The organism is Cognatishimia sp. F0-27 (assembly GCF_020667845.1).
Lineage (GTDB): Bacteria > Pseudomonadota > Alphaproteobacteria > Rhodobacterales > Rhodobacteraceae > JAFMPQ01.
Genome location: NZ_JAFMPQ010000007.1, coordinates 1 through 24,670, shown reverse-complemented (window position 1 = coordinate 24,670; position 24,670 = coordinate 1). Strand labels below are relative to the sequence as shown.

The following is a 24,670-nucleotide window of genomic DNA, read 5'->3' as shown; positions in this document are numbered from 1 at the left end:
CCCGCTAAAGAACCCAACCAGAGGAAAGGCCAAATGCGCGAAATTTCAATTATAATAGCCAGCGGTGATGAAAAGAAGCAAAATGACATCTTTATGAAGCTGAAATCGCAACCGAAACTGAACGTTTTGGCCCAAACAAGGAGCCTCATGGCAACCTATAATGACGTTGAACGTCTACAACCTGACATCGTCATCATTGATAATAGCTTTGTTACTCAGCCTGAATTTAAGGTCATGCACAGATTGTTTGAGAGTATCGATATACGCTGGTTGGCCTTCGCAAGCAAAATGCAGTATTACTCTCAGACGTTTGACCCACAGCCAACCGATGCGGATTTGTTCACTCTCCCTTATAACCTGGAGGTCAACCAGCTTCTCCAAGGCATATATAGCATCACAAAGAGCAAAAGATCCCCAATATATAGAGAAACTTGCGGAGAAAAGATTGGGCAAGGCTACACGGGTAAGAACGATGGCTTGATTTTGATTGGAGCCAGCACCGGAGGAGTAGAAGCTACAATTACTATTTTGCAGCATTGGAGCATGACAAGCCCAGCGACCCTGCTGGTTCAACATACTAGTTCGGGTTTTGGCACCAGTCTTGTCTCACTTCTCTCCAAGCAATGCTCTGCCACCGTTTCTCTTTGTACTAGCCGCACAATGCCTAGACCAGGAAATGTGTACGTGGTTGCCGGATTGGAACATCATGTGGCTTTTGACCATTTAAGGCGCAAGGAGCTCGCTCCGGTAAGTACGGATGCGGTATGCGGTCATCGTCCTTCCATTGATGTTCTGTTCAAATCGGCAGTGCCATTCGCGCAAGAGGTAAGCGCAGTGATACTGACTGGGATGGGTCGAGATGGGGCTGATGGTCTTCGTGCGCTACGCTCGGCAGGCGCTCGCACTATAGCACAGGACGAAGCGACTTCCGTGGTGTACGGGATGCCGAGAGCAGCCGCACAAATTGGGGCCGCTGACCGCATCCTCCCAATTGACAAAATTGGACCTGCTTTACTGGCGATGTCTAGCCGTGTGCAGACAAATGGTTAAGGAACTGATACCATGAATATGCGCCAAAACACTCTTCACCAAAAAATGTTGCTCAATGTCATACAGGGATCTTTCGAAACTTCGAAAGACTCGAATGCGATCATTACAACTGTACTTGGTTCATGTATCGCAGTGTGCCTCTTCGACAAAGAGCGCAAGCTTGGTGGCATGAACCACTTCTTGCTTCCCAGTGGTCGTCCACGCAGCCCAGAATGCGTTCGCTATGGGGCAAATGCGATGGAGCTTTTGATCAATAGACTTATAAAGCATGGCGCGCAACGGCCTAAACTTGAAGCAAAAGTCTTTGGTGGCGCTAAGATGATCGATTCACTGAAGGATATCGGTGCGGCGAATGCAGCGTTTGCAGAAACATTTCTCCGCGACGAGGGTATTCCAATTGTGTCTCAGTGTACGGGCGGAACTTTTGCTCGGCGGATCCGCTTCTGGCCGACAACGGGTGTCGTCAGACAATTATTGATTAATGATTTTTCAGAGGATGCGACTCTTCTTACAAAATCGGCAAGCACTTCTGCGAAATCTCAAAAAACCGGCATCGAACTTTTTTGAATTGCAACATATCGCTTCTCAGTGGTGTATGGGTCGTATCTCCAAAGCCGGCTACAGTGCACGAGATGACATGCATCGCAACAGCCGCAGTCCATCGCCTTTTGCTGGAGCTTTTGGGAGAGGGCCGGGTAACGCCAACCTGAACCTGCCCGCGCTAGCTTGTTCTCCGAGAAACATTCAAAGGTGCTGGCCAGCCATGTCGTTTGAAATGGGACAGTGAGTTCTTGCAGCCTTTTTGGGCGCCGCCAGAAAGCCGACTGGCAGGTCATATGAACACGGTATCGCCAAACCATGGGCATGTTTGGTTGCCTTGGACATTGCTTCCAAAAGGGTGGAGGCGCCGACGATTCAGGCTGACGCAAGCTGGAGATGATTTTCCCGCAACTCTTCTAAACCGCGGTGAAAAGGCTTGTATCGAGCGGACGCAGCGCACCCCGTCTTTTACGATTGAGGGTTTACGTTGCAGCGCGCAGCCCTTCCGTCATGCTTGCAGGCCATCATCGATGCATCGGATGCGGCGCACCGACACAGGCGCTACAGGACAAGACCGTACCGTGCCGCGCATCAGCGCGTCACATCCGCATTTTTGGAGCAAGACAGTGAGGCCCGGAAACGCCAATCGGGGAGCAGAAAGGCAAGCTGCGATTGCGATTTTGGCCAGATCACGCCTGAGCATGGATCTTGATTGGCCCGTCTGAGCGCTGGACAGACCCCGACAGGTCTTTTTCGCGTCACGCGGGCAGTGTTGCAGCGGTCCAACGGTCAGTAGGCTCTTCGATTTGGCACCGCTCCGTGACTCCAAGAAAGAAGCGCGTTGCAAGACCACCAATGCAACGGGCAAGCGCCACGCGGGCCCCTATCCGCAAAATATAATAATTTCAGAATGTGACTTGATGCGAGTCAATGACGTGAAATTGGGCATGGGTCAAGCTGCAAGAACACCCGCAACAGGAGCAGACCATGACAACACTGATTGTGCCCGGAGCCTATATCAACACAGCAGGGTTCTACTGGGGCAGCCTCACGGATACAGGTGAACACAGCTACAGAGTATTCGCACCGGACGGGGTCTTGTCTTACGAAACCGTTCCAGACAGCATAGGCATCGCCTTGACGTCGCCATCGGGCATTGGCGCGCTTGGGCTTTTCGAACATTACGTGCCCCGCGACGCAGACTTCTCCAATTGGGGCGTCGCGCTCGAAGAATGGCAATGGAATTCCGGATCGGCGCGTGTTCTGCTGGCAGAAGGTCCGACCCAAAGAAATATCGGAACACAAGGCTCGACATACCCCTATGCAGAGGTGTTCATCTTTGTGAGCGGGGATCCCATCCCAGAAGAACACCGCCTGGGAGGTGGTCTGGAATACCGCGGTGTTCCCCGCTACGGACCGGACGAAACACCGGGGATCATCGATCTGCGCCTGGTCGCAGGAGACACGGCCACCGAAAACGACAGCGTGTCCGCGAGCGGCATGGATGAGACATTCGGGCTGGGCTACGGCAACGACACCTACACACCTGCCGCAGGCAATGACGTGATTTGGGGCGGCCCCGGAGAAGACAAGATCACGCTTGCCGAGACCGGCAATATCGATCTCATCTTTCCTGAAAACAACACCGGCAGCGCTTTCGGAAACAGCTTCTGGGGTTTTGAAAACATGGATGGCACCGAGGCCCCGGAGGATTTGAGGGGAGATGGTGGCAACAATTGGATCACTGGCCTGGGCGGATCGGATACGCTGATCGGACGCGCCGGAGATGACACATTGGATGCCAGTGCGTCGTCCTCCACATCCCAAGTCATGCTCTCCGGGCGCTTGGGCAATGACCTTCTTTTGGGCGGCGCCGGCGAAGATCAGTTGGATGGCGGGCCCGGCTCCGATACTGCTGAAGCCGGTTCCGGCGATGATACCGTGCAAGGGAATGGCGGTGATGATTCCATTGACGGTGGTGGCGGCAACGACGTCCTGGGTGGTGGCTTTGGCGATGACACGATCCTCGCAGGGTCGGGCATCGACACGATCCATGGTGGCGCCGGTGCCGACAGTATTGACGGTGGCTCCGAAGATGATCTGCTCATTGGGAACGCTGGCGGCGACACGCTCGTGGGCAATACCGGGCGCGATACCCTTTGGGGCGGCGCCGATGGCGACTCTCTTGTTGGCAACGATGGTGCCGATCGTCTTCACGGGCAAACGGGCAACGACACGCTTGGCGGTGGCGCCGGCAATGACGGCCTGTACGGGGGCGCCGACGCAGATCGGCTGTCCGGGGGAACCGGAGACGATCTGATCTATGGCGGAGAAGGCAACGACCAGTTGTTCGGAGACGCAGGCGCAGACACGCTCTACGGCGGTGAGGGATCCGACCGCTTCTGGATCGAATCGGATGACCTGATCGACGGCGAAGACGGAGGTGATCGGTTTGTTTTTCGCCCGTCGGAGGGCGGTGAAAATGTTGTCACCGGAGGCGAGGGGGCGGACCAATTCGTCTTTGGCACTGACCCTGTCACCAGCCATTCCACCATCACTGATTTTGAGATCGGGACGGACGAGATCGAAATATACTACACGCGAGAAGGAGGGCCGAGTACGACAAGCCGTGAGGTCATTGATGGCGATCTCGTCTGGGAGTTTTCTGGCGGGGGATCGGTCACATTCATTGGCATCACGGATGCGGACGCCGTTTGGGACAGCGTGTATTCCGATCTGGGGTAGTGGCGAAGAGCGCGGGCTCAGGATTCTCACGAAGGCCCTGAGCCATTCGCAGCCTATGGCATCGCGCCTGAGATGGGGCGCTTAACACCATGAGCCGTTTCAGGCGCGCGCCGTGCACACAGGCTGCGCGCTCCAAAGGTCGCGCGTGCGGCGCCGACGTTTCCGATCCAAACTGGAGCCACCAGCGACACCACAGGCGCGCCGGACATGCCGGCAATGGCTCCGTGGGAAACCGACGCGCGTCGCGAACGCCCCTTAATCGGCCGGAGGTTGACGAAGCGCGTCCGCGAGGAAGTCGAACACCAGGCGCATGCGTCTGTTGGTGAGGATGTCGCGATGCGCAACAAGCCAGATCGGAAAGGGCAAGCTGATCGGGTCCACCGTCGCGCGTGATATCCCGTCTTCGCGGTCGCCAAGACGAACATCCAACACCGCAACGCCAAGCCCCTGGCGCATCATTTCCCACATGGCGAGATAGCTGGTGCATTCATACGCGATGGACGTCGGGCCAACGGGCAACCCCACGGATTGGAGCGCGCTCAGAAAGCCATCGGCATCCCCCGGAGCGATCAGATTGGCATCCTTCCAGTCGGACTGCGTATTGATCCGTCCGTGCTTGTCGAGAAAGCTGTCGGACGCATAAAACCCGGCTGACGTTTCGGCGATTCGCCGCGCAACAAGATCCGCTTCCTTGGGGCGGAAATTGCGGATGGCGATATCCGCTTCACGGCGCATGAGGTCGGATGCGCTGTTCTCGGCCACCACCCGGATTGCGAGCGCCGGTTCCTGTTGCCGCAACGCTTGCAGGATAGGTGGAAGCCAGAGCCCGGCATACGCATCCGAAGCGGAAATCGTGACCGGCCCTGCAATCGCTTCGCTTTGCCCATGGGCCGCAATCGACAGCGCCATGGCGCCCTGCCCCATGGCACGCACATGCTCAAGCAACTGAACCCCCGCTGGCGTCAGCTCAAGCCCGCGTCCGAACCGTTCGAAGAGCACCACCCCCAGTTCGCGTTGCAGTGCCTCCACCTGCCGCGACAAGGTTGGTTGCGCGAGCCCCAACGCGCGGGCGGCTGCCGAAAGCGAGCCCTCCTCTGCCGTCACGAGAAACGCACGCGCCCGGTTCCAGTCAAAAGAGACAGCCCTCCAATCCATACAAAAATGCATAACAGAAGACGAATAACAGTCAATTCTGCAGGTTTTAGATATGCGTTAAAAGCGCCGGGAGCCGGTTGATCCGGCAACATTCACTTCGCCCGGACCCAAAAAAGACAGCGCCGGGTGCCCGAAGCGCTCCAATCCTGATTGTGAGCGGTCACAGAAAGGACCCGACATGCAAGGCTTCTCTGACCCGCTTTCCAGCCCCTTTGCCCGCTGGACCGGCTTTTTCTATCTCGGTATTGCAATCGCTGGCGGTTTTTCCATCGCCTATGTTCCAAGCCAGATCGTTGTTGCCGGCGACGCCACGGCAACGGTATCGAATATCACGTCCCGGACAGGACTCTATCATGCCGGAATCGCCGGCGACCTCGTGGTCATGGTTTTCGAGCTTTTCGCAGTCGCCATGCTCTATGCCATGTTCCGCGACGTGTCACGCACGTTATCACTGGCCGCTGCCTTGGCGCGGCTGTCAATGGTCAGCGTGATGTCCGCGATGCTTTTCTTTCACGCAGGCGCAGAGCTTCTGGCGCAATCAGACAGTGTGATGCAAAGCTTCACCATGGAACAACGCGCGGATGTCGCCGGGCTCTTTCTCGAGATGCACCGCGCGGGCGTTTGGATCTGGCAGGTGTTCTTCACCCTTCACCTTGTGTTGCTCGGCTCTTTGGTGGTGAAATCCGGACGTTTTCCGGCAGTGTTGGGCTATGGCCTGATGCTGGGCGCGTCCGGGTATCTGTTGGATTCCCTCTATGCCTTTGCCTTTCCAGAGACCGTTTGGCTTGGTTGGCTCCGCGCCGGACTGCTGGCGGTGGTGACAGTGTCCGAAATCGGCTTTGCGTTGTGGCTTCTGATCCGGGCACCCGGAGCTTCCGCCAAGTTGCAGCGGGCTGTCTCCTGACGGCAATCCCGCAAAGCGGTTTGGGGCCCGGTCATGTGATGGCCTGGCACCATGCGCCTTCCAGCGGGCAAAAGGCACACGCCACAGACATCCCCTGCCAAGCTACCGTCCCCCCTTTGCTGCACACAGCCAACAGGGCAACGGGAAACAGGCACGCGGCGCCTCGAATGCGAGGCCGTCGACTGCGATCACCCGGCATCTGGTGAAGGTCGCATACGAGTTGCGATTTCGCGGTGCATCTCCGGGATAAACCGCACTTCTGGCGTTCGAAGTCGCCGAAGCTGAAAACCAGCCTATGTTTGTTTCTATTCCAACCAGGAGATGCGCCATGACCAGAATGACCGCCAAGGATTTCGACCAGGATCTGCTCGACCTCTACGACTTCTACGCGCATGGCAAAATCACCAAACGCGAGTTTCTGGACCGCGCGGGCAAATATGCCGTCGGCGGTCTCACCGCGGCCGCGCTTCTGGGCATGCTGAGCCCGAATTACGCGCTCGCCCAACAAGTGTCTTTCAATGATCCAGATATTGTCGCCGATTACATCATGTATCCTTCGCCCAACGGCACCGGTGACGTGCGCGGCTATTTGGTGCGCCCCACCGCGACCGAGGGGCCGCTTCCTGCGGTTCTGGTGATCCACGAAAACCGCGGGCTGAATCCCTATATCGAAGACGTGGCCCGCCGCCTTGCCAAGGCCGGCTTCATGGCGCTTGCGCCGGATGGTCTTACATCCGTGGGCGGCTACCCCGGCAATGACGCGGATGGGCGCGAGCTGCAACGAACGGTGGATCGCACGGCTTTGATGAACGATTTCTTCGCCGGGTTTGAGCATCTTCTGGAGCGTGAGGACAGCACCGGCAAAGTGGGTGCGGTCGGGTTCTGCTACGGGGGTGGCGTTGTCGGAGCCATAGCGGTCGCCTACCCCGAATTGGCCGCGGGCGTTCCGTTCTATGGCCGTCAACCAGCCTCCGAGGATGTGCCAAAGATCGAGGCGCCGCTTCTGATCCAGATGGGCGCACTTGATGAGCGCATCAATGCGGGCTGGCCCGCCTTCGAGGAGGCGCTCAAGGCCAATGACAAGGTCTACGAAGCATACATCTACGAAGGTGCCAACCACGGTTTCCACAATGACAGCACTCCGCGCTATGACGAAGCCATGGCCAAGCTTGCCTGGGATCGCACCATCGGCTGGTTCAACACGTATCTGACCTGATCTGAAATCCGGTCACACAACACCCAGGGCGACGGCTGCGCGCTGTCGCCCTTCGTTGCGGTTCAGGGTTGGTCGGTATTATGGCGCTCGGTCTTTCGAGCGCGCAGGATTGCTTTGATCCAGAAGCCAGAGCCGACAGCGAGAACAAGGGCGACAGCCAGCCCGATCAGGTCGCTCATTATGTCGGCCACATCGGCAATCTGGTCAAAAAAGACGTAACCAAGCCCGACATAGATCAAGACCCAGCAAATCTCTCCCAGGATATCGCCCAATGAAAAGCGGGCCCATGACAGCCCAGTCGCGCCTGCGACAAAATTGACCCACGGCCCCAACGGTGCCACAGCCCATGTGGACAGGAACACCCCGATCGGGCCGCGCCTGTCGATCAACCTGCGCGCCCTCCCCAACACCTTGGCCCGGCTCGGCGACCGTTCAAGCCGCGCCGAAAGCTGGGTGCCCCAGATCCGACCAACCAGATACCCCACCTGATCGCCAAGGACCGCCCCGCCAAAAGCCGCGGCCGCAACCGACCACACGGACAGATCCCCCGAGGCAATGAACGCCCCACCCGTCAACATCATCAACGAGGTCGGGATCGGGAGCGCAAGGCAGGACAGGAAGGCCGACGCAAAGATCACATAGACCCCGTATTGCGACACCAGCTCAAAAATCGTCTCCGTCATGGACGGTGGCCCTGCCGGAAATCGCGAATCGCCGCTTCGGTTTCGGCGATGATCTGCTCTGTCGGGATGCCCCGCATCTCGGCCAGTTGGCGCAGGCTCATCGGCCCATCCGGCGGCGGACGCGGCGCATTGATCGCGTCCGCAATCACTGCGGGGGGCACGCCCCATGACCGGGCGACGTAGCGCGGAGTCATCCAGGGGGCGACGGCCTGTTCGCGCTCCGCGACAGGCGGCCGCTTGATCCAGAACAGGGTGGCGCGCGCGCCAAACACAACTGCGGCCCCGACCGAGAGGATCAGGATGACCGTTGCGACCGGAGCGGCGGCCCAAAGCTGTTTGAGGCGATCCATCACCTAGGCGCCATTCGTACAAAAGATCTCCCGCCCTGCGGGCCGCTCAAAAAGGCAAGCAGACAACCGTCGGGCAGCTTTCCTTTCCTGACGGTTCGGGCGTCAGAAGCAAAGGGATTTCATCATCAGCCGTCCCCTGTTCGTGCGATTGCTGTCGGATCTGGCCCAAAATGCTCGGGACATGACCCGACCCTGCGCCACCGCAAAACCAAGACGTGGCGCCAACCTGCCCGCGACCCAGAATGTCCGGATCCTGCCCGAGAGGCACCATGGGTGAGAATACCGCCGGAACCGCGCAACGCCGCGCGCGTGTCAATGGGCGTGGCCCACCCTAAGCGCCGCGCGGACATCCATCGTCCTTTCGACACTGCGACACCTTATCCGGGTTGCAAAATATTCCAAAGCAGCGATGTTATAAGAACACATAGTAAAATTAATATGTGTTTTATAGCTATCTTTTGTCTTAGGGGAGAAGACCAATGACCAGACCACTGATCAGGACGCTTGGAGGGACAAGCGGGTTTGGAGAAGACTTTCTGGCCGCCAACGACGATGGGTCCACACCGGAAATATCGGTGTCCGCCATCTTCGAGAATGGCCTGAATTTCTTTGGGACAGTGTACGATTCCTTGTGGGTCAACAACAACGGGTCGGTGACCTTCAACAACAGCCTGCGCACCTTTACACCGTCCACGATTTCGGCTGGCACAACACCCGGCATCTTCCCCTACTGGGCAGACGTGGACACGCGCGGTGTCACCGGAAATGTCTCTCCCGGGGGCACATCACAGGGCACCAATCTGGTCTGGTACGATCTCGATACGGCCAATGACCGCTTCGTCGTCACATGGGACGATGTCGGGTTCTTTTCGAGCAACAGCACCCTGCAAAACGCCTTCCAACTCGTCATCGAAGACGCGTCGGACGATCTTGGGCGCACGGAGGGCGACTTCAACATCGAATTCCGCTACGAAAACGTCGATTGGACAACGGGCAACGCGTCCGGAGGGACCAACGGCCTCGCTGGCGAAAACGGGACACCGGCCCGAGCCGGGTATTCTTCCGATACGGGTGTCTTCTTTGAATTGCCGCAATCGGGACTGGAAACCGCGTTGCTCCAGCTGCCGGACACGCCGGGCAATACCGGTCAGGACGGGTTGTGGCGCTTCGAGGTGCGCAATGGCGAGGTGCCCAAATCGGTCTCGATCATCTCCAACGGCGACGTGCTCGAAGGAGATACCGGCACCACCGAAATGGTGTTTACCGTGCAGCGCGGAGGCAATACCGAAGGCACGCTCGAACTCTCCTGGAGCGCCAACGGCTTCCCGCCCCTTGCCGCCAACAGCGGCGATATCGTCGGTCTGCTGCCCCAGGGTGGGATGCTTTTCTTTGACGAAGGCGTCACCAGCCAGACCATCACGCTCGAAGTGACCGGTGACACGCAGGTCGAACCGGACGAGACAATCATCGTTTCGATCAGCGACCCGGTGACAAGCACCGATGAAACACCTGTCTTTGTGTCTTCTTTTGCCTTCGGCACGATCCTGAACGACGATATCGCGCCGCCACCGCCGCCGCCCGGAGGGCGCCGGTCCGACGTCTATGGCGATCCGCATATCGTGACCTTGGACGGGCTTGGCTATGATTTTCAGGCCGTGGGCGAGTTCGTCATGCTTGAAAGCACGGACGCCACACGCCCGATGAACATCCAGATGCGCACCACGCCGATTTCCGATGTGGTGTCTTTCACGACCGCGGTTGCCTTCGAAATGGGCACTTCGACCGTGGAGCTCGACAGCAGCCGCGCCAATGTGCTCACGGTTGATGGCCAGTCCGTCACCGTCAATGAGCTGACAGGGCCGCTGGATGTGGGTGGCGGTCAGATCTACTTCATCGACGATATGTACACCTTTGTCATGGCGAGCGGCGAACAGCTCAAGATGGCGGTATCCGATGCCGGTGCGATCAATGTCTGCGCCTTCCTTGACGAAGATCGTCCGGCGGGCTCGGTCCGCGGTCTGCTCGGCAATTCGGATGGCGACACGGTCAATGATCTGGCCTTGCGCGATGGCACGGTCCTGTCGCAACCGATCGACTTCGAAACACTCTATGGCGACTATGCCGACAGCTGGCGCATCAGTGAAGAAGAAGCCCTGTTTGAGCGCGCCGACGGGGAAACCACAGCCGATTACCAAGACAGCAGCTATCCGCGGGGTGTCGTTACTCTGGAGGACTTGCCTGCCGATATCGTGGCCACGGCAACCCGTGCGGTGGACGCGGCGGGCATCACGGACCCGATCCTGCGCGATGCGGCAATCCTCGATTTCGCCCTCACCGGCGACTCGGCCTATATCGCGGGGGCCGGCGCTGTCGCAGCCGATCCAACCGTGGAGGCGGAGCCAACCAACACCCCGGCCCTTGGCACCAACCTGCTGATCGCGGGACCGGGTGGCAACCCGGAGGGCGACGCAGGCACATCGACCTTCATCTATACCGTCGACCGGTTCGGCGATACCGCCGGGGAACTGACCGTCGATTACACGATCGGGGGGCAGGTCAACGCCGACGATATCGACGGGCCACTATCCGGGTCGGTGACCTTCGCGGATGGCGAGACGCGCCAGACCATCATCGTCTCCGTGAACGGCGACGAGGACGCGGAACGGGACGAGACGCTCCGGGTGAGCATCACAGCCGACGATGCCGATGTGACCTATGCCGCGCGCACGGTGACCTCTGTGATCGAGGATGATGATGCCGTCGAAAACGTTGTCGGGGACGGCGAGCCGAACACTCTTGTGGGCGATAACACCGCCAACACGATGCTCGGCCTTGGTGGCAACGACACCATGTCCGGAAACGGCGGCGCTGACCGCATGTTCGGCGGCGAGGACAACGATGACATGACCGGAGGCGAGGGCAATGACGTGCTCGATGGCGAGGGTGGGAACGACTCCATCAACGGCGGCATCGGGTTCGACACGATCCTCGGCGGTCTCGGAGATGACACAGTGGTTGGGGTCAATGGCTTCGACCAGATCTTCGGAGGCGACGGAAACGACCTTCTGCGCGGCAACTTCGGCAACGATACGGTCGAAGGCGGTGCCGGCGACGACACCGTCGAAGGCGGGCTCGGGTTCGATCTGATGCGCGGCGATGATGGCAACGACTCGCTTCAGGCGCGGGACGGGTTTGACACACTCGAAGGCGGTGCCGGCGATGATACGCTGCAGGGCAACAACGGCAATGACAGCCTCGTGGGCGGTGACGGCGCAGACCGGCTGGAGGGCGGCCTTGGTGCAGACGTGATGAGCGGCGGCGCCGGTAACGATACGGTGTTCGGTGCAAACGGCTTCGACATCCTCGATGGGGATGCCGGGGATGACAGGCTCGAAGGCAACTTCGGCAACGACACGATGCATGGCGGCGCAGGCGACGACGTTCTTCGGGGCGGCATTGGTGCCGACACCTTCATCTACACAGAGGGCGCCGACCGCATCGCCGATCTCCAACCGGTCGACAGCGTCCAGATCGCGGCCTCCCTGCTGTCGGAAGCGACACCCGTGCCGGAGGATCTGCGCGATTATGCCAGCCTCAACGCGGACGGGTTTATCGTTCTCGATTTCGGCGACGGCAATTCGCTGACCTTCACCGGGATCACCAACGCAACCGCGATCATTGACGATGTGACCTTCATCTGATCCGCGATCCGTTCGCGGCGGGGCCTTGGGCCTCGCCCCGGACAATCTGGCCGACCCAACCCTTCGTCGGTCCGCCAACCAACCTGTCAGCTGACCTGTCCGGCTGGTTGGCACCCCGGGTCTGGCCGCGCGGCGCGTGGCACGGACCGAAGGCGACCTGCCACTCCCTGCGGGTGTGGGCGCCTTCGTCGGGCTCCGCTTCAGGACTGCTCATCGTCTCCCCTAGACGCGATGGGCGAGCGGAGCCCGAGTTTTTAATGGCCGGACGAAATGTCCCGACGATGCATCAGACCACAACCCACTCTGTTTATCCCTCGGCCATGTCCCACCCTTCCGACGGCGTCCGAGATCACCAGCATCGCTCTAAACCCGGCATGCGGGTATGCCCGGCAGGACCGCCGGCCTCGGCAACCTGAGCAGGCTGACCCTTTGGGCAAACGCATTCAAGAAGAGGCCTGCAACCCCATGGGCCGCTTTCCTACCGGTATGGATTTGACTCATCCGGCGGATTAATCGGGCAAGCGCGGCCGAATCCGCCCCGCCGCAAAACAAAGCAAGGCCCCTTTGCGCACTGCCAGCCGGTCAGCCCATCAGCGATACCCAATCCCCTCAGCATCACCAGCACGGCCGATCCGCGCCCCTGCCGAGACATCGTTCCTGATATCAGGCCCATGGCAGTCTGCGCCTGGGCAAATGCTGTCTTTGCAGGCGTCAATATCGTTGCGCGCAAAACCACACTGTTCGAGACGCTGCCTCACTAGGCAATTCGGTCTTATGAAAAGCGATTTCCGCAGGCGCTCTCCGGGACCGTCTCACAACGCCGCCGGGGCACCAGAGGGCGCCGCTTTGGGGGGCCATGCCCTGCATCACTTGAGCGCGACCTTCAGCCAGATTGGCCGATGGTCCGATGCCACGCGGGCCAATGCACTGCAATCAACCCCGGCCTCGACAAGTCTGAGATCCCGCCCCAGAGCCGCTCGATCCAAAGCACCCACAGGGCGGCGGGAGGGATAGGTTCGCCCCGGTGTATGAATGTCGAAGGTCGGGTGAAGCGACCCAAGCCCCTTGCGCATTGACCACTCGTTGAGGTCGCCAAGGATCACGGTCCGCGATGTCTCTCCTTCGGTCGCGTGCTCATGCAAGGCGCGCAGCTGTCTGCGACGCCATAGCCGCACCAGCCCGAGATGCGCGCCGATCACCGTGATGTCCTTGCCTTTTTGCACATGTCCGTTCTTTTCCGGGGCGATCCGCGCCATGACCGCGCCGCGAGGCTCCAGGCTTGGCAAAGGCACCCTCGCGGTTTCCAGGATCTGCCAACCGCGCCGCACAAGGATCGCGTTTCCGTGCCAGCCCAGGCTCACATCCGTCTCGGCCACATCCGCAACCACGTGATCGGTATATTGCTCGATCAGGAATCGCGGCAACGCCGTGGGGCGATTGCCAAGACGTTTGTCCGCTTCCTGCAAGACCACGACATCGGCATCGAGCGCCGCGATAACGGCCAGAACGCGCGCCGGATCGCGCCGCAAGTCGAGCCCCACCGCTTTCTGAATGTTATAGCTGACGAGTCTGAAATGCATGGATCAGAGGATCGGCGCAAACAGCCGAGCGATCGGCGCGCCCACGCGTATGCCCAGCGGCTGGTCGCCGAGCGACTTTCTGGACAGGCTGGACCGGTCGAAATCGCGGATCAGCATGGCTTCCACCTGCGTTGCAAAAGCTGTGTCGAAAAACACCGCCATGGCTTCAAAGTTGAGACGAAAGGACCGGTTGTCGAGGTTGGTCGTCCCCACCGCCGCATAATCATCGTCCACCAATACAACCTTTTGATGCATGAACCCCGCCTCGAAGCGCCAGATTTGCACGCCAGCATCGCGCAGTTCATCGCAATAGGCATAAGCAGCCAACCACGGAATGCGGTTGTCTGCCAGATCAGGGATGAGAATACGCACCTCCACGCCCCGCAGTGCCGCATGTTTAAGCGCGCTTAGCGTATCGAGATCGGGGACAAAATAGGGCGAGGCGAGCCAGACTCGCGTCTTGGCACGCGAGATCGACGCAAAATAGAACATCGAGCCACTGTCAAAATCGTCCACAGGGCCCGTGGCAACGATCAGTCCGACCATGTTCTCGGCTTGCATGCCAGGGCGCCAGTCAAGATCATCCACAATCAGATCGCCCGTTGAGAAATGCCAATCCTCTGCAAACACCAGCTGGAGTTGCGCTACGACCGGCCCACGCAGAGAAACGTGCGTATCGCGCCAGTCACCCATGTCGGGATCCAGACCGAGATACTCGTCACCCACATTCAGCCCGCCGGTAAAGCCGCGTTTCCCGTCCACGATGACGGTCTTGCGGTGATTGCGGTAATTGAGGCTGAAGCGGAAGGCGACCCCCTGTGACCGGCGCGGTTCTGCGAGCCGAATACCCGCATCGAGGAGGCTTTGCCGAAACGTGTTTTTCAGCGCAAGCGAGCCGAGATGATCGTAACTGACATATACCTCGACGCCTCTCTTGCGGGCGGCGATCAGCCGGTCCCGCAGCGCTCGCCCAAGACCGTCATGGCGCAGAATGTAGAATTGCACGAGCACATAACGCTCGGCCTCGTCGATGGCCGAGAACATCGCGTCAAAGGCCGCTCGGCCATCGATCAGGAGGGACGCGGCGTTTCCCCGCAACACCGGCAACTGCGCTGCGGCTTCGAACGGGCCGTATTCCGCCTTGCTGAGCGCCTCGGGTCGTCGTCGCGCGGAATACTTTCCTATGGCGGCAATGATCTTGGCCGTATCACGACGCGCCACGACGACCCCTTTCAGCCTGTATTGGCCAAAGATCAGATAGGCCGGCACGGCAAACACCGGAACCGATAGCAGGAACACCACCCAGCCTACCGACCCTTGCGGCGTGCGCGCCTCCCGCACCGCGCGCCAGGCGCAAAACACCGCTACGACAACAAGCGCGAGATACGCTGTCGCCCAAAAACTCAGGGTCACAACGCCGCTCCTTTTCCACTGGTGGCCAAACATAGCGGCTTGGTCCTCTGAGGATCAATCGAAAGCCGATCGGCCTGAAGGTTCGGCTGATGGCCCGCCGATCAGATGTTTCAAAAAAAGGTCTGCAGGCGCCCGATGAATGCATCGCCGCCAGAGTGCGTTTGTCCGGCCTGCAACACAGACCCGGGGCCTTTTACGTGATTGGCCACATTCGAAAAAACTCTGGCACAAGGGCAAAAACCGTCCGTTTTCGGGCGCTGTAGAACCGCGCAGGAAACTTGACCGCGAGGATCAGATGGATCGCTACAGAGAAATGGAAGCCTTCTCGGCCGTGGTCGACCAGGGCGGCTTTACGGATGCTGCGCGGAAACTCGGACTCTCGAAATCAACGGTCTCGAAGCACGTGTTCAACCTTGAGGAACGTCTGGGCGCACGCCTCCTCAACCGGACAACCCGCCGCGTGAACCCGACAGAAGTGGGCATCGCCTATTATGAACGGATCCGTCACGCCTTGAACGTTGCGGCAGAAGCGGAAGCTCATGTCACGTCAGCACTGGCAGAACCGGCCGGAACCCTTCGGGTGTCGGTTGCAAGCGATTTCGGCCTGACGCATCTCTCGCCGATCGTGGGCCGCTTTCTTTCGCGCTACCCGGAAGTTGCCCTGAACATGGAATTCGAGAACCGCCACGTGGAAATCGCGTCGGAACGCTACGACGTTGCAATCCGGATCGGCGAGATCAAGGACCCCGCCCTGCACGCGCGCGAGATCTGTCAAACCCGGTTGCGTCTGGTCGCGTCGCCCGACTATCTTGAGAAACACGGCCACCCGCAGCGCATCGACGATCTCACGGCCCACAAACTTCTGCGGCAATCGAACAACGCCACCCCAAATGTCTGGACCCTCACCACACCCAGCGGCGAGCAACGATTGGTCTATACGGCCGGGCCGCTCACGATCAATGACGGCCAAGCGTTGCTTAATGCCGCGATTGAAGGTCTGGGCATCGCCTATCTGCCGTGCTTTCTTCACGAAGAAGCGCTGCAAGCGGGGCAGCTTGTCGACCTGTTGCCGGACCTGCCTCCCGATCTCATGGCGATCCGCGCGGTTTATCTGCCCGGTCGCGTCGCGGAACCCAAGGTGCGCGCCTTTATCGACTTTCTCGTGGAAGAATTCGGAAGTTCCGAGCCGTGACGCGCCAATAGCCAGCGTCGGCATATGCGTGACGGCGGTTCTTCCGTCTGATTGGTTTCCAAAAGTTCTTGTCTTGGCGCCGGAAAGACCTTCCGCGCAATGCGGTTGGCCGCGATCCAGGACGGATACCATCACCCGTCACCGCGCGCTGCGCGTTTCTGCTCTGTAGTCACGCGGTGCTTTGCCGGTTGCCGCCTTGAATGCCGTCGAGAAGGACGCCTGGCTCGTGTAACCCAGACGATAGGCGATTTCACCGATTGGGTGATCTGTTTCCTGCAACTCCCGTGCGGCGATCTTCAACCGGACCCGGGCGAGGATGTCCCCAAAGCTGGTCTCGACCTCCGCCAGTTTACGGGACATGCTTCGGCGCGAAACGCCAAGCGCATCGGCAACCGCGTCAGCCTTCGGCACTCTTTCGGGCAAACTGTGCTGGATAAAAAGTTCGACACGCTCAACCATATTGAGGCCCCGACGCTGTGAATGGCTTTCGAGCAACTCACCGTGATCGACGAGAAGCGCCTTGAGCGCATCGTCCCGTCCAAGGATCGACCTGTCCGGTGTACGGCTGTCCATGAGCATTTCCGTGCCCTCCGCCCCAAAGCGGATCAGGCAGCCAAGAGCCGATCGCACCTCGTCGCGCACAGGGATCCGATCATGAACAAAGCTGAGTTCTTCGGGATAAAACGGCCGCCCGGTGAACGCGCGGATCTGGCCGATGACCCCCGCATAGACACATTCAACGTGCCGCGGATAGGCATACAGACCCGGATCAGACAGCGACATTGTCAGGGCCGCGGCATTGCCCGGCTCCTCCAGAGAAAAATCCATGCCGGGCCGCACGAGCGGCAGGAAGCGGGCGGCATCGGTCAGCGCGTCACGCAACGTTCTGGCATGTTCCGAGATATAGCCCGGTAAGGACGTGCCGTGATCCAGCGCAAGGCCCGCAACAAAGCCAAGATCGATATCTCCGCTGACCAGACAGGCCTGTTCGACAAAAGCCGCCTCCTGAAGGACGGATATCCTCGCATCGGCCATGGCCTCGTAGGGGTCGGGCACGCCAAGGCTATCGGCCACTTCACGAACCGTGTTCCGGTGGCTGATGTTTTCGAGGAACGTCGCGACGTGCTGGACAAGACCGATCGTGGGGCCGGCGGTCTGCAACTGGGTATCGGGAACTTCGACAATCGGCATGCGCTCAACCACATCAGGAGAGCACAGGCTAGCCAATCGGGAGCGTGGAGCAACCACCAATTGATGCCAAGGCATCGAGACAGCGCGCGTCGCCTGTTTCGGCTGACCCGCGCCGATGGTGAACCCGAGCACCACACCCGCGCTCAGGCGGTGTCACGTCACCCACAGCGATCTGCGCGTCCCTGAAAAGGCCCCCCCGATGTTTGCTCTTGTGCCGGACGGAGGTTTGAGAAATGCCGATTGCAGCGCCGCTTCAAAGATGTGGGGTCCCCGAGACGATACCTGCCATCCTCGCCTGCCCCACATCGGTCACCCTGCCGTGCAAACAAGACACCGGCCTTCCCCAGGATCGGCGGAGGATGGTCGACGGATCGTAAAAGACGCCAATCTTCGCAAGAATTCCATTTCCGAAATGTGATATGACGTGCATCAAGTCCCACGCCCGCGCGAGGCGTTAAACATCTGCCTCTAGGGAGGACGGAGGGACAAATCATGACAACCTTTACCGTGAACGGGTATTTCTACAATTGGGCTGAATTCTCCTGGGCCTTCGAGGCCTATGGAGGCGACCGATCCTATTCGATCTTCGCGCCGGACGGGACACTGTCATTCGAGCCGGTTCCCGATAGCACCGAGATCACGTTGACCTCACCTCGTGGGGTCAGCGCGCTGGGTCTTTCCGATTACTACGTTCCGTTCGATACCGAATTCTCCGATTGGACAGTGGCACTTGAGGACTGGTCATGGGATACAGGTTCGGCGCAGGTCTTGATTGCAACCGGACCTGTCTACAGGATCCTCTTTGGGATAAGCGCCAATGACAACACGGGAACAGCCTATATTCCGACCAGTGGCGACGCCCTTCCTGAATACCAATCGGACTGGCAATCTCTGATCGTTCGGCAAGCGCCCGGCTTTGAGCCCGACGACATCCCCGGCATCATCGATTTGAGCACTGTCGCCGGAGCTTTCGCCACTGAAAACGATAACGTCTCCGCCAGCGTTCGGGATGAGACGCTCGGTCTGAGTTACGGCAATGACACTTACACACCCGCGCCGGGAAACGATGTCATCTGGGGTGGGCCCGGACAGGATAAGATCACGCTGTTCGAGGCGGGGACGATCGACCTGATCTTCCCGGAAAACAACTCCGGGAGCGTGCTTGGAAACAGCTTTTTCGGTTTCGAGAATGTGGACGGCACAAGGTCTTCAGACGACATTCGAGGCGACGGTCAGGACAATTGGATTGTCGGGCTTGGCGGTTCGGATACGCTTGTCGGTCGAGCCGGAAACGACACGCTGGATGCCAGCGTGTCATCCGAAGGCACACAGGTCCATCTGTCTGGAAGATTGGGCGACGACCTGATGCAGGCCGGTGATGGATCAGATGTGATCGAAGGCGGGCCCGGAGCCGATACGATTGATGCCGGTGCCGGAAACGACAGCGTCGACGGCAACAGCGGGCACGATTCCATCACTGGAGAAGGTGGCGAAGACGCCCTGAACGGCGGCGGTGGACGCGACAGCCTTTGGGGAGGCGAAGGGTTTGACACAATGTGGGGTGGACCCGGATACGACAGCCTCGATGGCGGATCCGAAAATGATCTCCTATATGGAAATGCACATGACGACACCCTGTCTGGCGGCTCCGGAAATGACACCTTATGGGGCGGCGCAAACGCCGATGCGCTTTACGGCGATCAAAGCGACGATGTTTTGTACGGACAATCGGGTCCAGATACTCTGAACGGCGGTATCGGGAATGACAGCCTCTACGGCGGCATCGGCGATGATGCCTTGTCCGATCTGTCAGGGAACAACCTGTTGGTCGGCGGGATCGGCAACGACCTCCTGACTGGGACCCTGACGCATGGTCAAAGCACGCTTCGTGGCGGAGACGGTGACGATGTGCTGCGCGGGGGGCGGGTGATTTGGTATTTGGCGGTGCTGGAGATGATAGCATTCGCGGCGGATCAAACAGCACGGGTGGAGAAGGCGCCGACACCTTCATATTCGGACCAGATCCGGTTGGAACGCATACGGTTATCGCCGATTTCGAACTCGGGATCGATGCCATTGAAGTCATCAGGCTGTTGTGTTGTCCGCCAGGCTCAAGTGCAAGCGTTACAAATCGTGACGTGATCGATGGAAACGTTGTTTTGGAATTTGCCGCCGGGGGGTCGGCAACATTCCTGGGTATCACTGACCTGGATGCCTTGTCGGAGAGCATCGAATCCATCGGTTGGTAGATCTGACACGCCGTCGCCCATGGCGATCCCGCACGGGGCCCGACAAACGATGGTCACTCGATCTCATGTCGGATGCGCTCGAGGACGGGCGGCGGTTCCGGGTGCTGAGCATCCTTGATGCCTTCAGCCGAGAGTGTCTGGCCTCCGCCAGTATCCGGATGATCGAAGCGCCGCAGAATTTTCATGGCGCCTGAAACTACAAAAGCAATCGCGCCCGGACCTTGTGCGCTCGGCATGAAGCCATCGGCCAGCGCATCGAACCACGTCGCCAGAGGGGTGCAGTCTTTCTATTTCGCGTGGCCGACAAGAGAAAAAGGGACAAGCAACACCGCCAGAGACCGCGCCCCGAGGCCGACGGGTGCCCGGCCTATCATTGTCTCCGCGGGAACGTGATGTCAGTCACATTGACGACAAAGAACGGAAAGTAATCTTCCGTCCCAAAGTGGTTTCCCGCTTCGACATGTGTTGGCAGGCGAAAACCGTTGAAGTCAACGAACTCAGACAGATAGCCGCCAAAAGGTTGAAGCTTGTGCAGTTTGTCCGGGTTGGCATCGCTCCACCGCAGGAAAGACACATGCAGCGGCTGGCCGTCTTCTGCCACGGTGAGATCAACCGACTGGTCCAATCCGTCATGGTGCATTGTCATCCGGGCAACATTCTCGGACACGGCTTCCCAGGTTACGTTTGTGCCCGGCAGCATGCTGGCAGGAGACCAGAACAAGGCTTCGGCGACATAGCGGCCAAAGGCCGCGCGGGTATGGTCTGATGTGCCACCGAAGCGTGCCACGGGCGCCAAGCCCCAGAGCCAGAAGCGAGTCCAGCTGCCGCTGTCGGACCCGGCCATCCGCATCAGACCGCGACCTGCGGACATCTTCCAGACAAATCCGTGCGGCGCAGCGAGCACCTGGGTTGCGCGCATGGACATATAGTTCGGGGCGGCTCTATCGCCCATCCCGAACTGCCCCTGCATTTCCAGCCGCGTAACGGTCAAGAGAGGCGTTCCCTCCGCTATGGCAAAGGCGAAAAAGCGCCGCGCCGGTTCTGGAAGTTCAGACACCATTTCGGCTGAAAACAACGGCGGCTCCGCCGGCTGAGTTGCCATGAGGCGATCCATCTCTGACCGGTCGGCCTGATGATCGAGCTGCCGCCAGCCGAAAAGGCCCGCACCCCCAATAGCCAGAATCGAAAATAACCAAACAAGGATCATCCGCATGGACCACCAATTCTCAGGGCGCTGACGCGCTCATCTCTGTTCTTTCCAGTGGGCCCCTGTGCCTGCCCTGCTGGGCAAGGGAGACTTGACGGCGGGCCACACCGGCTGGGGTTTCGTCGTCCCTAAGCTGCATTGCGACTTTACAGAGCGAAGGCCCTCGGACGAAAGGACAATGGACCAACGGGCCGACTATGGATGCCGTCTCGGAAGAAGCGGCCCCGCATGGACGGTCGACGGAGCGATCCTATGTCGGGGCGACAGTGCAGAACGGCCGGTCGATGACTTCTCGCCCTTCGGGATTTCTTCCCGGCAAGACTGGCGGTCAGCGAGACACGTGCGGATGCCATTCATGCCAAAGCACCTCGCTCAATTTCCCTTGAAGCTCCGGATTTCCTTTCGATGGCGTGAGCAAACGGCATTTTGTGCCACTGCTGACTTGCCTATGCCCCCAATGCTGGACAGTTTTGACCGTGCGTCGCCCGGCTCAAACCGCTTTGTCACTGACAAGGCGCATCCCGAGATGGGCCGGCGGCGTTCCCACCGCACATCCGCCGCGGGCAGGATCCCTGATCAGGTAAGACATTGCCGCCACATGCTCGCCGCCAACGAAGAACGCAGGGCACCGATCAGGATCCATTCCGGTCTCCAGCCCGTTATAGCATTCCATCGTCCATTCCCACACGCTGCCGTCGAGATCTACGATACCCTCCGGCGAGGTGGAAAAACTGCCCTTTGGCTTGAGCGCACGGGGCGCCAGCCCTTCAACCAGGTAACTGGACGCCCAGGTCAGCGAAGGATCAGTGAAGAGCGGTTCGGGTTTCTCGGGAAGCACCGCCGCTGCCATCACTGTCCATTCTTGCGCAGTCGGCAGACGAAACTCATGCCGGCTTTTCTTGTTGATCCACGCCAGATACTGCTGAACATCAACGTAGCTGAGACCCGTAGCCGGGGTATTTTCCGGGGCCTGGTCCGGTCGGGCCCGCAAGCGCAACGCGCAAATGCGCTCATCCGCGCATCGGTTCCATTCCGCAATGGTGACTTCGTGCCGCTGGGCATAGATAGCGCGGCCATCCGGCAGGATGACAGGCTTGGCCGCGAATTCAGGCAGAAAGTCGGGATTGGGGCCGCGCTGCATGAGCGCGCCCCCAAGGCCGGCCGCCACCGCGAGACCCAGGCCAACAAGACGAAGGGTCGTTTTGCTGCGTGCGAATGAAGTCGCGGGGGCGGTCATGGGTCTTTCCTCTTGTCTCAGGTTTCGAAGGATTGCGGTGCGACGACCTGTTCCATCAGCGCGTTGTCCCATTGGCCTTCGACAACCACGTGCGCGGTGGCGCCCAGCATGACGCCTTCGATCAGATTGTGGTTGACGTAGGCATAAACTCCCGGTTGCTCGAAAGTGTACATCGCCGCAACGGCGCTGCCACCACGCACGAACCAGGTTTCCATGTCCCGCAACGGCGGATCGGTGAAAGAGGATTCCCAGACATAGTTGCCGTGCCCCCCGATCAGGTGAGGGCGCGAATCCCGGTTGGCCTGGTTGTGGACCATCAGCACGGTCTCGCCCACATTGGCCTTGATCGCGCCTTCGCCGGTCAGGGCACCCACCGCGCCGTTGAAAACCGAATGAGTCGGGATCAAGCCGCGCATGACGTCGAGACTGTCGGCATAATCGTCGCCCGCCGCCTCATAGGTGCGGTAGTCTCCGTTTTCGTCCTTCGGCAGGTAATAATCCTGTTCACCGAAATAGGCGATGCGGTCATAGCGCAGAGGATTGCCGTCCTTGTCCTTCAGCCCGTCGCGCGGCAGCACCATGATAGCACCGTTCATGCCGTGGGTGACGTGATAGGGGATCATGTCGCCGCCCGGGGCGCAGTGATAGGTGAAACAACCCGGCTTGGTCGCTTTCCAACGCAGCACGCATTCCTCGCCCGGATAGACATGTGTCAGCCCACCACCGCCCAGAGCGCCTGTCGATGCGTGGAAGTCGATATTGTGTTCCATCATCGAACTGGTTGGGTTGCGCAGGGTCAGTTCGACCATGTCACCCTCATGCACGATGATCAGCGGGCCGGGGACGGACCCATTGTAGGTCAGCGCCCAGATTTCGGCGCCGTTGTCCTCGTCAACGACCATCAGACGCTCTAATGTCGGTTTCCATGGTGATCTCGACGATCTTCGGACCGCCTGTGGCGACCTGTTCGTGGTCGGGCGCGAAGGGCGGTGCGACCAGCTCCTGCTTGACGCGGGTGTAGCCGCTCAGATCGGCAGGTTTCGCATTCGTCTCCGCGGCTTGCGGATCGGCGGCCCTGTAGAGGTTTTTCGATGCCGCGTTGATACCGTGTGTTTTCGGCGCGCGTGGGGACGACATGGCGGCAGCCCCGGTCATGGCCGCGGCACCCGCGAGCACGCTGCCGCGCAACACGTTGCGACGGCTGGTTTTCATGAGGCTTGGATTGATGCGTTTGGTCATGGTTCCCTCCTCTGGGAATTGAGTTTGACCGCGAAGCGAGCGCCCGCTGGTCTTTTCATGGGTTCAGAGATTACCGAGCTGTTCCTGGAACCGTTCCTTGGCTTTCGGCGGCACCCGGCCTGCAAAAAAATCTTCCGGAACGTCCGCGTCGCCCACGGCGATGGTCATCACCATGCCCATTGCGAAATGCGGTTTGCAGATCACGCCGTAGACGCCTTCTTCGGTCAGCGTGACCTCGATCTCTTCGTTGATCTTGCCCTTGAAGGCCTCCGCCCCGCCGGGCAGCATGCCCTTGCCAACCTCGGCGTTGTGCCCTTTGTCTGCGGCGACGAACTTGATCGTGTCGCCGGGAGCGGCCTGCACGAAGGCCGGTTCGAAGACCATGCGCGCCCCGTCAGACCCCTTGTTGAGCATTTGAACCTCGATGGTTTCCGCCAAAGCGCCACTGCCCATGAGCGCGGCCAAAGCGAGGCCAGTCGTGAATGTGCGGATCATTGTTGCGTCCTTTCAGATCAGCATTTCCGTTGATCCGAAGAATACCGCAGCGCCAATTGAGAAGTTTGCGCTGGCACAAAGAATTCGGGTTTTCGCCTTGATGCGCCTGCGCAATTCAGTAGCGCCAAACACGGTAAATGTGACAAGACGTTGACATGACCGAGTTGCCTGCCCGCAGGATCCTACCGCGACTTGATGAAAGTCTGCTGACGCATTTGCCGCCGTTCTCAAGACTGGAGAAACGGCAGATCCGCACGATATTGGATCAGGCGTCGTCGCAAAGATATGAGGCAGGCGTTGCGATCTTTGACGAAGGGGCGCCTGCGGAACGCTTTTACATGCTTCTGGATGTGACCTGAGACCCGTTTCCTCCTCCATTTTGAGGTAGAGTCCGTCCCAACGAAGGAGACGGACAGAATGAAGAGATCACGGTTCAGCGAAGAACAGATCATCGCGATCCTGAAGCAGCAGGAGAGCGGCGTTGCGACGGCAGATGTGTGCCGCGAGCATGGGATCAGCTCGG

The 24,670-nt window shown here is 59.5% G+C and carries 18 protein-coding genes and 3 pseudogenes; 11 read left to right on the top strand and 10 right to left on the bottom strand.

Features of this window, described 5'->3' with window-relative positions; translation table 11 throughout:
* Positions 1-33 precede the first annotated feature (33 nt).
* The 3 genes from J1C49_RS05470 (at position 34) to J1C49_RS05460 (ending at position 4,335) form a co-directional block, all read left to right on the top strand.
* Positions 34-1,050, top strand: a complete 1,017-nt coding sequence (locus J1C49_RS05470) for a chemotaxis protein CheB (protein WP_227444802.1) — start codon at positions 34-36, stop codon at positions 1,048-1,050.
* Between the two features lie 12 nt (positions 1,051-1,062).
* On the top strand, positions 1,063-1,617 hold the full coding sequence (locus tag J1C49_RS05465; RefSeq protein WP_227444801.1) for a chemotaxis protein CheD: 555 nt from the start codon (positions 1,063-1,065) through the stop codon (positions 1,615-1,617).
* Positions 1,618-2,577: 960 nt separating this feature from the next.
* Positions 2,578-4,335: a calcium-binding protein gene (locus J1C49_RS05460; protein ID WP_227444800.1), complete on the top strand. Its 1,758-nt coding sequence runs from the start codon at positions 2,578-2,580 to the stop codon at positions 4,333-4,335.
* Positions 4,336-4,590: 255 nt separating this feature from the next.
* Here J1C49_RS05460 and J1C49_RS05455 read toward each other — a convergent pair whose 3' ends face one another.
* Positions 4,591-5,490: a LysR family transcriptional regulator gene (locus J1C49_RS05455; protein ID WP_227444799.1), complete on the bottom strand. Its 900-nt coding sequence runs from the start codon at positions 5,488-5,490 to the stop codon at positions 4,591-4,593.
* A 178-nt stretch (positions 5,491-5,668) separates the two neighbouring features.
* Between J1C49_RS05455 and J1C49_RS05450 the strand changes: the two genes are divergently transcribed.
* Both J1C49_RS05450 and yghX read left to right on the top strand, forming a co-directional pair.
* Positions 5,669-6,394: a DUF4386 domain-containing protein gene (locus tag J1C49_RS05450; RefSeq protein WP_227444798.1), complete on the top strand. Its 726-nt coding sequence runs from the start codon at positions 5,669-5,671 to the stop codon at positions 6,392-6,394.
* A gap of 328 nt (positions 6,395-6,722) precedes the next feature.
* A complete protein-coding gene (gene yghX / locus J1C49_RS05445) occupies positions 6,723-7,610 on the top strand; it encodes a YghX family hydrolase (protein ID WP_227444797.1) in 888 nt (295 codons plus the stop codon).
* Between the two features lie 62 nt (positions 7,611-7,672).
* Here the strand turns inward: yghX and J1C49_RS05440 are convergent, their stop codons facing one another.
* Positions 7,673-8,293 (bottom strand): DedA family protein, encoded by a 621-nt coding sequence (locus J1C49_RS05440; protein WP_227444796.1) that lies wholly within the window; start codon positions 8,291-8,293, stop codon positions 7,673-7,675.
* Positions 8,290-8,643 carry a hypothetical protein gene (locus J1C49_RS05435; protein WP_227444795.1) on the bottom strand — a complete coding sequence of 118 codons (354 nt, stop codon included), beginning with the start codon at positions 8,641-8,643 and terminating at the stop codon, positions 8,290-8,292. Before J1C49_RS05435 ends, J1C49_RS05440 begins: the two co-directional genes overlap by 4 nt.
* Positions 8,644-9,122: 479 nt before the next feature.
* Here J1C49_RS05435 and J1C49_RS05430 point away from each other — a divergent pair, with 479 nt between their 5' ends.
* Positions 9,123-12,344, top strand: a complete 3,222-nt coding sequence (locus tag J1C49_RS05430) for a nidogen-like domain-containing protein (protein ID WP_227444794.1) — start codon at positions 9,123-9,125, stop codon at positions 12,342-12,344.
* An 866-nt stretch (positions 12,345-13,210) separates the two neighbouring features.
* Here J1C49_RS05430 and J1C49_RS05425 read toward each other — a convergent pair.
* Together J1C49_RS05425 and cls are read right to left on the bottom strand one after the other, a co-directional pair.
* Positions 13,211-13,924 (bottom strand): endonuclease/exonuclease/phosphatase family protein, encoded by a 714-nt coding sequence (locus tag J1C49_RS05425; protein WP_227444793.1) that lies wholly within the window; start codon positions 13,922-13,924, stop codon positions 13,211-13,213.
* A 3-nt stretch (positions 13,925-13,927) separates the two neighbouring features.
* Complete coding sequence (cls, locus tag J1C49_RS05420) at positions 13,928-15,337, bottom strand: cardiolipin synthase (protein ID WP_227444792.1); 1,410 nt, start codon at positions 15,335-15,337, stop codon at positions 13,928-13,930.
* A gap of 295 nt (positions 15,338-15,632) precedes the next feature.
* Here cls and J1C49_RS05415 point away from each other — a divergent pair, with 295 nt between their 5' ends.
* Positions 15,633-16,529 carry a LysR family transcriptional regulator gene (locus J1C49_RS05415; RefSeq protein ID WP_227444791.1) on the top strand — a complete coding sequence of 299 codons (897 nt, stop codon included), beginning with the start codon at positions 15,633-15,635 and terminating at the stop codon, positions 16,527-16,529.
* Between the two features lie 138 nt (positions 16,530-16,667).
* On the opposite strand, the gene J1C49_RS05410 is transcribed toward J1C49_RS05415, so the two are convergent.
* Complete coding sequence (locus tag J1C49_RS05410; RefSeq protein ID WP_227444790.1) at positions 16,668-17,720, bottom strand: AraC family transcriptional regulator; 1,053 nt, start codon at positions 17,718-17,720, stop codon at positions 16,668-16,670.
* A 492-nt stretch (positions 17,721-18,212) separates the two neighbouring features.
* Between J1C49_RS05410 and J1C49_RS05405 the strand changes: the two genes are divergently transcribed.
* On the top strand, positions 18,213-19,862 hold the full coding sequence (locus J1C49_RS05405) for a calcium-binding protein (RefSeq protein ID WP_227444789.1): 1,650 nt from the start codon (positions 18,213-18,215) through the stop codon (positions 19,860-19,862).
* Positions 19,863-19,976: 114 nt separating this feature from the next.
* Positions 19,977-20,115 (top strand): annotated as a pseudogene (locus tag J1C49_RS21910) (IS3 family transposase); the annotation flags it as partial.
* A 224-nt stretch (positions 20,116-20,339) separates the two neighbouring features.
* On the opposite strand, the gene J1C49_RS05400 reads toward J1C49_RS21910, so the two are convergent.
* The 4 genes and pseudogenes from J1C49_RS05400 to J1C49_RS05385 form a co-directional block, all read right to left on the bottom strand.
* The gene (locus tag J1C49_RS05400; RefSeq protein WP_227444788.1) at positions 20,340-21,182 is read right to left on the bottom strand and encodes a DUF6544 family protein; all 843 of its coding nucleotides are present in this window, start codon (positions 21,180-21,182) and stop codon (positions 20,340-20,342) included.
* A 484-nt stretch (positions 21,183-21,666) separates the two neighbouring features.
* On the bottom strand, positions 21,667-22,413 hold the full coding sequence (locus tag J1C49_RS05395) for an SUMF1/EgtB/PvdO family nonheme iron enzyme (RefSeq protein WP_227444787.1): 747 nt from the start codon (positions 22,411-22,413) through the stop codon (positions 21,667-21,669).
* Between the two features lie 17 nt (positions 22,414-22,430).
* Positions 22,431-23,652 (bottom strand): annotated as a pseudogene (gene nirK / locus J1C49_RS05390) (copper-containing nitrite reductase).
* Between the two features lie 63 nt (positions 23,653-23,715).
* Positions 23,716-24,147 (bottom strand): pseudoazurin, encoded by a 432-nt coding sequence (locus tag J1C49_RS05385; protein WP_227444786.1) that lies wholly within the window; start codon positions 24,145-24,147, stop codon positions 23,716-23,718.
* Between the two features lie 155 nt (positions 24,148-24,302).
* Here J1C49_RS05385 and J1C49_RS05380 point away from each other — a divergent pair.
* Positions 24,303-24,497 (top strand): annotated as a pseudogene (locus J1C49_RS05380) (Crp/Fnr family transcriptional regulator); the annotation flags it as partial.
* 67 nt (positions 24,498-24,564) lie between these two features.
* Positions 24,565-24,670, top strand: a 106-nt coding sequence (locus J1C49_RS05375; protein ID WP_227444904.1) for a transposase, incomplete at its 3' end; no start/stop codon positions are given.